The 10,608-nt window shown below is 39.1% G+C and carries 10 protein-coding genes; 2 read left to right on the top strand and 8 right to left on the bottom strand.

The window, feature by feature from the left end:
- Window positions 1-176 precede the first annotated feature (176 nt).
- Window positions 177-1,025 carry an AraC family transcriptional regulator gene (locus PGLA_RS18090; protein WP_068535561.1) on the bottom strand — a complete coding sequence of 283 codons (849 nt, stop codon included), beginning with the start codon at window positions 1,023-1,025 and terminating at the stop codon, window positions 177-179.
- A gap of 889 nt (window positions 1,026-1,914) precedes the next feature.
- On the opposite strand from PGLA_RS18090, the gene PGLA_RS27555 reads away from it, so the two are divergent.
- Window positions 1,915-2,070: a hypothetical protein gene (locus PGLA_RS27555; protein WP_211269583.1), complete on the top strand. Its 156-nt coding sequence runs from the start codon at window positions 1,915-1,917 to the stop codon at window positions 2,068-2,070.
- A gap of 164 nt (window positions 2,071-2,234) precedes the next feature.
- Here PGLA_RS27555 and PGLA_RS18085 read toward each other — a convergent pair whose 3' ends face one another.
- From PGLA_RS18085 to PGLA_RS18060, 6 genes are all read right to left on the bottom strand, one after another.
- Window positions 2,235-3,251 carry an alpha/beta hydrolase gene (locus PGLA_RS18085; protein WP_068535559.1) on the bottom strand — a complete coding sequence of 339 codons (1,017 nt, stop codon included), beginning with the start codon at window positions 3,249-3,251 and terminating at the stop codon, window positions 2,235-2,237.
- A 125-nt stretch (window positions 3,252-3,376) separates the two neighbouring features.
- Complete coding sequence (locus PGLA_RS18080) at window positions 3,377-4,048, bottom strand: response regulator transcription factor (RefSeq protein ID WP_068535557.1); 672 nt, start codon at window positions 4,046-4,048, stop codon at window positions 3,377-3,379.
- A 5-nt stretch (window positions 4,049-4,053) separates the two neighbouring features.
- Window positions 4,054-5,160, bottom strand: coding sequence for a sensor histidine kinase (locus tag PGLA_RS27015; protein ID WP_161487947.1), 1,107 nt, complete (start codon window positions 5,158-5,160; stop codon window positions 4,054-4,056).
- 1,189 nt (window positions 5,161-6,349) lie between these two features.
- Window positions 6,350-6,790: a transposase gene (locus tag PGLA_RS18070; protein ID WP_068535554.1), complete on the bottom strand. Its 441-nt coding sequence runs from the start codon at window positions 6,788-6,790 to the stop codon at window positions 6,350-6,352.
- 20 nt (window positions 6,791-6,810) lie between these two features.
- Window positions 6,811-7,056: a VOC family protein gene (locus PGLA_RS18065; RefSeq protein ID WP_068535552.1), complete on the bottom strand. Its 246-nt coding sequence runs from the start codon at window positions 7,054-7,056 to the stop codon at window positions 6,811-6,813.
- A 79-nt stretch (window positions 7,057-7,135) separates the two neighbouring features.
- The gene (locus PGLA_RS18060; RefSeq protein WP_068535550.1) at window positions 7,136-8,572 is read right to left on the bottom strand and encodes an erythromycin esterase family protein; all 1,437 of its coding nucleotides are present in this window, start codon (window positions 8,570-8,572) and stop codon (window positions 7,136-7,138) included.
- Between the two features lie 206 nt (window positions 8,573-8,778).
- Here PGLA_RS18060 and PGLA_RS18055 point away from each other — a divergent pair, with 206 nt between their 5' ends.
- Complete coding sequence (locus tag PGLA_RS18055; RefSeq protein ID WP_068535547.1) at window positions 8,779-9,663, top strand: helix-turn-helix transcriptional regulator; 885 nt, start codon at window positions 8,779-8,781, stop codon at window positions 9,661-9,663.
- A gap of 439 nt (window positions 9,664-10,102) precedes the next feature.
- Here the strand turns inward: PGLA_RS18055 and PGLA_RS18050 are convergent.
- On the bottom strand, window positions 10,103-10,608 hold a 506-nt coding region (locus PGLA_RS18050), incomplete at its 5' end, for a helix-turn-helix domain-containing protein (RefSeq protein ID WP_068535545.1).

Raw genomic sequence — 10,608 nt, 5'->3', positions numbered from 1 at the left:
GTTAATACTTTTGATCATTTTATTTACGCTAGCCTGCCCGTTAGCTTAATGAAAACAAGGAGCAGCTGCCATGGCAAACTGCTCCTTGTTTGATTGAACTATCGTGTCCCGTTAGCGCAAAGTACAACGGGTGCCCAATGATAAAACATATTCGTATTTTAAATGAACAAGAAAGGTTATTTTTTCTTTACCGGTATCCAAATTTCCCCAGTAACATTACTTGCCATTCCATAATACATCTCGAAACTAGGGCCTTCAACCTGTTCGTATTCAGATGTCGGAAACCACTCGGAATAGATCCGTTCCCATAATCTTTGGAGATCACATTGCGGTTCCGGAAAAATAGCCCATGTTAATGGTGGGACAGAAAGTTTTGTAAATCTCTCCGGAATTTCAAGCCCATTTGGCAAATTGTAACACACCATATATTTGAAAGATTCTCTAGTGTGATCATATAAGGCAGCATGCAATACGGTATCATGAAACCGTCCCAGTAATTCATTCATAAGATCAACGCTGCCATCATCATCACATTTTTTGCGGAATAGAGGAACTTCAGAAAATGCTGTTTTCTGGTCCGAATTTATAAGGCCGTAGACTCCAAACATCTCAAAAGACCCTCTTTGTTCAATTCGATAATTCATTTCGACATCTCCTTTTATTGAAATATGAAAGGACATTCGAGGATAGGCTTTTAGAGAAACACCTTTATTGCGCGCAGATATCGGTATTATCCCATGAAGATTCTTAAACGCCCGAGCAAACGCTTCTGGCGAATCATATCCATATTTCATAGCTACATCAATAACCTTTGCATCTGTTGTCTGTAGTTCAAATGCTGCCAATGTCAGACGTCGACGTCGAATATACTCAGATAACGATACTCCAGTAATAAACGGAAACATTCTTTGAAAATGATAAGTAGAGCAACAGGCTCTCTGCGCTATTTCATCATATGAGATATTATCCGCTAGGTTTGTTTCGATATATTCCATGGCGCTATTCATCCTGTCCAACCAATCCATCGTTTCCCCTCCTTTCAAGATAAATTTTATCGCAGATAAAAAACGAATACCGTGCATTTTCTGCACGAAAAAGTCAGCATGTCGATGATAATATAACTCAACACTTTCGATAGTAACATTGAACTATCCTGCCGGTTAGTTTAATAAAAAGAGCAGGATAACCGAAGCACCTGCTCATCAATGTGTATTATTGAACTATCGTTCCCCGTTAGCCATACATGCAGCCCAAGAGCGGGCTGCACCACAGAGGATGAAAATGGATACCTCTGTCTATACTGTTTGTACGGCTGGCGAAGAAGGTCGATAAGCTATGGTGCCATAGAGCCCAACCGTTAGTCTGACTCCGACCACCACGGTGCATCACAGAATGTCGCACCCTATATGGGTAGCACTCATGGGAGATTAATCCTTTTTTGGTTGTTGCACCAGCCTTGCCTTTTTGTTTGTTATCTATGATGTTTTTTGTGCTTAAAAGATCTAACAATCTTTATATGATTACTCAAGAGGCTCAGCCTTTTTTTTAAAAGTGTTATTCTGGGTTTGCTTTATTATGCTCTTTTTCAGGTTTTGAGCTAATTTAATTTTCATGGGAGCTTAATTCCGAAATCCTCGGGCAGACCGAGGGGCGATAGCCCCAATGCTTGAATATGGTGTTGGTATATTAAGCTCATCCCAGTTCATCGGGGATGAGCTTTTCTTTTTATACTTAAAAGATTAGCACTGGGTTAAGAACGAATGTGGTGTTGGGACTTAGATCTCGTCACATAAAGTGTTTCAGCCCTAGCAATGTTAATACCCCGATTTAGTTGGTTGGGCCTAGAGCCCGTATCACCGTGCCAACCTGTGGAGAACATTTGTTTTGGGTTCTAGTGTCATCCAAGGAGGTCATATGAATCAACCTGTTTTAAGTATCGATATTGCGAAGGGAAAGAGCGTTGCCGCTGCCTTCACTTCCTATGGCGTACAAGTGAAAAAGCCCTTCTCTTTCTCCCATTCACCTGATCATGTTTCGTCATTGCTTTCAGTTCTTGTTCTGCACCGATAATCACGGAGTGCAGGCTCATGGCTTATTTCTCTTCTGCAATTTCAAAATAAACGATTTCGCGTAATTGAATGTGATGCGTTTTGCCAGGAAACGGCTTATTGATAGAATACAAGATATTCAACTCTTTAAGAAAGTTAGGAACCAACATAGTTATTCGATTTATATTACTTTATAAATGTATCGCACATCCATTTATAAAATTTTTCCTTCTCTTCAAATTGTGGATAATGAGCTGACTCTTCAAAAGAAATGAACTCCTTTTGATCCGCTTCAATCATATCAAAATATTTTTTGGCTGCATTATATGATGTCATAGCGTCGTATTTACCCATTACAAAATAAAATGGTAAATCAAGTTTTGTAACTATCTTAGGTAGTGGCTTATCAAAAACCTCTTTTACAAGTTGTTCTTGTGTCTTAGCAACTCCATAGTTATAGCGAATAAAATCCAACAAATTATATTCACGACTTAATAGTATTTCGCCATCCGACATATTAATAAGTCTTGTAGCGCCGCCGTACTTCCCTACATAACCTCTTGGAGTCGCTGCATCTCCTTTATATATTTTTTCAGCGATCCCCTCTAAGTACTTCACATCTTCTGTATTTCCGGCTTTTTTTGCTTCACTTATTGTATAATTCAAATTATCTATTTCACTTTCTTGCATATTACTCACCTGACCAATCCCAATATAGCCTTCATATTTTTCTGGAGCTTTATAAGCAGCCGTTGTTCCTAAGTAAGTGCCGTAAGAATGACCTATTAAGATCACTTTCTCTTTACCAAATCGTCCCGAAATATAATCCGTAAGTTCTAATAAATCATCTACAAGTACATCTGCCGTTAAGTTAGAATAATCCTCATTAAAATGATACGATTTGCCGCTTCCTCTTTGATCGTAATTAACGACAGTGAAATCCTTTTCTAATAAGTCTTCGTACTTGGCATAAGGAATTTCGGACACACTCGGTCCCCCGTGTACATATATAATGACCGGGTTATTTTGATCACGACCTCTAATCATGATTTGCTGTTTGGTACCATTGATCTCAACTTGTTCTAGAACGCTAATACTGTTATCCCCTTTTATATTCGAAGTCCATGTAGGCCTGAAAAGTGCGACTACCAGTATAATAATAGATACTCCGACATATTTTATTAATCTCTTTAAATTTTTCATCTAATCCCTCCTTAATCAATACTATACAAATGAAAAGTAATATACTGTAGTGCCGGTAAGTCACTAAAAAGTCATAAAAAAGAGTATAGACAAAGTCGACGTAAACTTTATCTACACTCTTTTACTTAATGTTTCTTATCTTCTATAAGACTCTCTTCCATTGCTTTAGTAATAGCGGAAGATCTGTTTTTTACATTCAATTTCGAATAAATGGCAGAAACATAATTTTTTACAGTACCCATGGAAAGAAACATTTTTTCTGTAATGTCTTTATTGGACAATCCTTGGGTTAAACATTTGAGAACTTTTATTTCTTGATTATTTAAATCATAGGGATGATTCATAGCGTTATAGTCTTGATCCGAGTGTGAGTTATGATTTAACTGTATTTGACCAAACACCTCTTTTGCTAATTGTTGAGGAATAAGGGAACCTCCGTGATACACCATTTTAATTCCCTGAACTAAATATTCAGGATCAACAGCCTTTAAAATATAACCCTCTGCACCAGCATTTAAGGCATTCAACACGTGAGTGACATCTTGAAAAGTAGTAAGGATGATCACTTTAATATTAGGCCAACGCTCTTTTATTACTTCTGTTGCCTTAACTCCATCCATCACCGGCATTTGAATATCCATTAAAAGAATATCAAGGTTTTCCCTTTCGCATAAAGCAATCGCAGCTTCTCCATTTTCTGCAGTTCCAACAATCTCAATGTCAGAAATATTTTCAATCACAATTTTTAAACTTTTTCTTAGAATTTCTTGATCTTCAACTATTGCCGCTTTAATCATGATCGTTAAACTTCCTTTGCCATAGGTATGTTACACGTTATCCTCATACCATTATTCAATTTAGAATCAAAGTTAACCGTACCTGCTAATGCCGATATTCGATCTTTCATGGAGCGTAATCCAAATCCTAAATTCAATTCATTACAACCATTTCCATTGTCATCAATAAGAACAATCAATTCTTCTTGTTTAAACGAAATATTTATTTTAATACAAGTGGCCTGACCATGTCTCTTTGCATTTGTAAGTCCTTCTTGGATGCAACGAATAATGGCAAACTTTGCTCTTTCATTGACTTTGGTCGCTTCCCCTTCGACATTCAGTTGTATATCTGTTGCTGTATGTTTCATAAAATCTGCAATTAATTCTGTCACTGATTCAACAAGCGTTCGATGACTCGTTGGCGACATTTGGTGAATTGTTTTTCTTACATCGTTCAAGCCATTTCGTGTTAAATCTGAAATCTCTTTTATACTTTTTTCTGCTTCTTTTTGATCTGCCCGATATAGAAAAGGAAGGGCATCTAAGCTTGTTATGACCGATGTGAAAATATGGCCTACAGTATCATGCAAATCTTGTGAAACTCTATTTCGTTCTTCCTTTATCGTCAGTTCCTCAATCTTTTTTGAGTAATATTCCAAATCCTTATTTTTTTCCTCAATAGAGGCAATTAACTCTTTATTAGCTTTGTTGACAATGGTCATCCTTCCTAAACAAAACCCAATACCATAGAAAATAGTAGTGTCAACTAAGAGTTTAAAGAAATCCTGATTAGTGAAGAGACTGCCTGCCCATGTACTAGCTAATACGGCGAAAGGTCCTAACCAAATTAATGGCTTAACTTGACAAGCATAAGCAAGGGTAAGGATAGGCACAAGTAAAAAACTGTAAGTCACTGATATATCATACTGACTCGATAAGTAAATAAACAAAGAACCCGTTAACAACACCTCAGCCATTAAATAATATTGGAATTTAATAAGCCTAGGTCGATAAAATAGATGGGGTATTATATAAGAACAACTAGCCCATAAAAGTAAAATCCACTTTTCTGAACCAATCGTACTACTAAATATCGCGTATCCATTAAATGTAAACCATACCGTACGCATGAGAAATAGAAAATAGTCGGGCCAATGCCATTTTCTTTGATCACTCATTTTCGAATCATGCCTGGAGATGATAAATGTAACTGCATTATGAACCTTACTCCCCTTTGTGAATTTTGTATTTTCCTATGTTAAAGCCTAAGAAATCAAACCCAATGAAGTGTTTCAATATCAACTAAAGGATATAACTTTTTTTGAGGAATTGTCTATACTTTAAGGGAATAGGTCTTTTTATTGGAGCCCCAGGCGCAGGAAAAAACGTTTACCATGAATACAATAACATCATCCATTCCTTTTGATTAAAGTTAGTTTACAACTTAGAGTTAGCTCTAAGTCAAGTTAATAAAAAAACTGAACCGATAATAACGGATTACAGGTATATACAAACAGATGGAACAAAAAGGTAAAACACCGTGTTCATCCAGTGAAGTGTAGATAAAACCGTGCAACTTTTTATAAACGCTATAACTTTTTTCAAAATGGTACATCTATCTTTCAATTCTACAAAAGATGTCTTATGAAAATAAAGTCAATTGAAAATTCGGCAATACAGATTTTCCTTGCACTGTACGTCTCCATCCCGATAATATTGCGGATATAGCAACTACCTATATGGTGTTCCAATACGCCAGCCTCCTCATTTCATCTCAACTTCCAGTTTAGGTGAATTCGGCTAAAGGCAAAGTTTTTTAAAATCATGCTACGTTCACTATTCGGTTCGGTACAACTGACCGCATGCCGCATTAATGTCCGATCCGAATTGTGACGCCGCCCGGCCCAGACAAGAACATATATCGTTAAAGGACAAGAACATGTATCAAAAACCAAACCGAGATACCTGAAATATTCGTTCGACCTTTTAAACGACAAAAGCTGCCGGATCCGACGCCGGCAGTTTTGAACTATCGTTACCCGTTAGCGTAACAAAATGCTGAACCTTTTATATTATTTGTTATTTGTTCCAGTGACCTGCCACCTTATGAGTGGGGAAATACTTGGAAAGGGTATTGGCGAATTGCAGGGAGTCCAATTCAGCAACGTGCATTGAATAACCAATATTGGGAATCCAATGGATTAAAGAGCGTATTGGACAGATACAACTCCTTACGGAATATTTTATGAACCGCCGTATACCGAACGGTACGTCAGACTGTCTAACAACCGATTGCTGAGTAGGCTTTAAAACGTGGGTTTATGCAATTTTGCTCAAATAGACGTCGTGCATATTAGATTTCGAATGAGCTCGATCTCTGAAGAGACGTATGAGCTCCTTTACACCGTTTATTTTGATCATTCTCTTAAGATTATAGGCAAGACAAATCAAATTGGTCTCAGTGCCTACTGATACCAACCCTCGTGTTAAAAAGTATGTATAGCCCAAGTGACGTTTCATCGTCCCGAAAGGGTGCTCAACGATTGCCGCTCTTTGCTTATAAATATTACTTTGCCTACGCGTATTTTCGGTAATCTGTTCGATCACTTCTTCGTCTTTAAGTCTGATTACCGACCTTCCGTCTTTGGCAGACGTGCAGGACTCTTTTTGCCCGCAAATCTCGAAGGCTTCGCAAGTATAACGCTTATACTCTTTCCCATCTTGTTTTCCATTCCATTTGAAAGGTAATTCATAACTCAACGGGCAGGTATATTTATCGTTTATAGCATCATATTTAAAGTTCTCTTTATCAAATCCCGAATATCGAGTTTATTTCCATCTGGGTCCTGGGCATAAAAATTAAGACCACAGCCCCCATTATCTTCAATCTCCGATACCTTAGCTCCGTTGTTCTTCATTTGGCTGTAGAGTCCGTGAAAATCATTGACTTCCAAGGTAAGTGCACATTGTTCCGTTCCACCTATTTCAATGTAGTTTAGATTTGTCTGCTCAGGAGTCTTAATCAAAAAAATGGCTTGTCCCGAAGGGATACGAAGCTGAGCCTGAAATCTAAGAAGAATAACTTTTTTTAAAACGGTTTCCTTCTCACTTATGTGTGTCCGGCAAATATGTCGGCATCTTCGCTTGTTTGATGAGAAGGACGCCGTCGAAATGCCGTCTTAGCTCTAACGGCATCGGCATTTGCACCTGATAAGAGGCTATCATCCGTTCGAACATCCAAGAATTTCCCCGTTCATTTTCCCGATAGCGTAAATCCATGAATGTATATGGCTGTCCTACAGCCGCCAAAATATCTTCCATAGACCCCGGAATAATCGGATTCAACTGAATCGGTTCCCTCGTATTCTCGGCTGCTTGTCCTTCGCCCATAAATAGACCCATGACGTAGCTTTCCTGTTGCAGTTCCTTTGGCATAAGCTCTCCCATACTCTTCGGCATGGTGGAAATCAGAGACTGTGCTTTGCTGATATGGCCATTATGGCCCCATACGATGATATTCTCTTCCGGATAAACTTCTGTCACCAACCATGCAAGGTTGCTGGCCATCGCCCGATCGCGCCATTCCATCATGGACTGAGCGCCGCTATAATCCCCTTGTTCTGTTAATAGATTGGATTGGATGCACAGCTCATTAAATTCCTGAATGACCCGGATTCGATCCTCTAGCGCTCGCTTCATTAACTTGACGATATGCGGCTCATCGGGATAGTCCATCTTCAACGCATTTTCATTCTTAGTCACGGCCTGCAATAGCTCTTCATACACCTTAATCAGCTCAGGCTTGGCCTTACGGAATCCGCTTTGATCCTTGCTCATTCTCCACTTATGAACCTCTTGTTCCGCTTGCAGCGCTCTGTCCTTCAGCTTAATACTTGGAATCCAGTTCGCATTCTGAAAAAGCGGGGATTGCACCTGAATATCGAAGCCCGTCAGTCGCAAAGGCGATTCGCTCTTATGTGTCTCCTTCATGTATTCGAATAGCGGCTTCGCCTCTTCCGTCCACCATACGCCAAATATGGAACGCCTCATCGTATCGGGAGTCGCCGTCTTTTTTATCCGTCCTTGACCAAGGGCTGCATCGCCCAAACCACTCTCAAATGCAACAATGTTAAACCCTAGCGTTTGGTGCATGTATTGAATGAGGCGCGTTTTGACTAGATTAAATTCGGCCACACCATGTGAATTTTCTCCCAAATATACGATTCGCTTATCAGCGAGCAACGGGATCAGTATATCAAGGTCGCTAAATTTGTCCTGCCCAATGGATCCTCCATTCGAAGACCATGATTCCGGTTGGATCGTCTGTAAGGCATAAGCATGATCCGCGGCCCAACGCTTCCAATCGGATAAAGTAGCCTGATACGATCTTGCTGTTCTGACTTGCTGTTCATCCACCGCTGCTTCCCCATATGCAGTCTTGACCGGGATAACCGCTGATGTTATTGAGGTACTAAGCATGATCAAAGTGAGCGGCATGCACAACAAGCTACGCAGACTAAGGGTATTCGCCTTCCATTTCATTGCATCTAACTCCTTACCAAAAAATAATTTTACGTTCTACTTCAAGTATACATTCATTGCACCACACCTTTTTGATCATTATTGCTATCTTTATGTGAACACAATAATATGGATGGAGTTATCCTTTATATACCCGAGAAACAAAGCAATATATATCAAATATGCAGCGGTTGCTTCTGATATTTTATTCTTAAGGAGGTTATAACATGAGCTACAGTCCGATCATCCAAGAGTCGATTGCCTATATAGAGACGCATTTGCCCGAAGAATTGTCACTAGAGAGTATGGCTAAGTTTGCAGGGTTTTCAAAGTATCATTACCATCGGATTTTTCAGCAAGAGGTTGGCGTGAGCGTATCTGAATATATCCGATTTCGGAGAATTGCAAATTCGTCCAACATGTTACTGTTCACAGATGAAAGAATTATAGATATTGCCATTTATTATCACTTTGAGAGCCAAGAATCGTTCACCCGTTCTTTTAAGAAATACTATCAATTACCGCCAGGGCAGTATCGCAAAATCATGGGCAAATTAACGATGCAAAGGGAGGAAATGAAAATGAAAAATGAACAATTATTAAAGGGATGGCAATTAAGCGGGAGTCACCCCTTCAACTATCAGATGGGGATTGACCGGAGAACCTTCCATCAAGGGAGAGCGTCCGGATTTTTAAAGTCGGTTACAGTGGTACCGACGGAAGGCGAATTTGCAACGATGATGCAGCAATTCAAAGCGGACAAATATATGGGCAAAAGACTAAAGCTCTCAGGGTTTATCAAAACAAAAGCAGTGAGAGGGTTTTGTGGGTTCTGGATGCGAGTCGATGATGCTCTTCATGATGTACTGCAATTCGATAACATGAGTGACCGCCCCATTATTGGAGATACGGAGTGGAACCATTACAGCATCGTGCTGGATGTGCCGGATAATAGTGCCGCGATTGCTTTTGGTGTGCTGTTGTCCGGGAGTGGACAGGTCTGGATAGATGGGCTTCAATTCGAGGAAGTGGATACCAAGGTGCCTACGACGAATATCGATTTTATGTGTGAACTTCTAGACGAGCCTATGAATTTATCGTTTGAGGAATAGAGAGGTGTTACAGAATGAATGATGATAAAAAACAAAACCTTGGCAATGTCATCGGTCTTGTAATCGTTACGATCGTAATGGCTTCAAAGTTTTTGATAGGAAATATATTCGTGAGCTTGGTAAAAGATATTTTTAATTAATACCCGACAGTAAAAGTGTAGTTAGAGCTTGCACAAGACAAAAAAGCTTACATCCCACACAAAGGTATGCCCCTTAAGCAAGCAGCTTAACCGTTCAATAAAATAAGCAGGCTTCGGCCTGCTCAACAATTTATGCTATTAAACTATAGTGTCCCGTTACCTTAATGATGCATATGGTGAAAATCACGTTTTCTCTTTAATAATCATGGCTATGTTTAAGTTTAATGCTTATTTTGGACATAAAATTAACCGCTTTTTTAGAAAGCGGCTAATTAAGCTAATGTTGTTCCATGAAGTCATTACTTATTAAGCATATTGTATTCAATCCACTTATTTATTTCAGTTTCATTAAAATATATTTGATTACCAATGTGGATGAGTGGAATGAACCTATAAGTGTCGTATGATTGAACTCCCGCTTTTTGTTCAACTTGACTCTTAATAAGCAAGTCAAAATCATTTAATGAAATTCCCATGTATTGTGCTGCCTCGTCAGAAGTCATTAGTGCTTTCGTCTGAGTGGAAATAAGCGGTTGCTCCAAATGTTCATTGTCTATTCCATCTGTTATAATCCAAGCTGATAAAACTATGCATCCTCCGAGGATGATAATTGAAATTGGCAACAAGATGTTTTCTTTTTTCACATTTCCCCTCCAAAATTCATTCTTTTCCTCCAGTTTAATAACAGGAATTACAAAAACCACCTTTTCCCATATATGCCCGTTAGGTGAACGAAAGGCTACCGATTGTGCCGGCAGCCTCCCACTATTGTTAATTGAACAAACGTCTCCCGTTAGCGCAACGA

Source organism: Paenibacillus glacialis (assembly GCF_001637205.1).
Taxonomy (GTDB): Bacteria; Bacillota; Bacilli; order Paenibacillales; family Paenibacillaceae; genus Paenibacillus_AQ; species Paenibacillus_AQ glacialis.
Note: the sequence above shows the minus strand (reverse complement) of the source record. Positions and strands in the feature narration are given on the sequence as shown.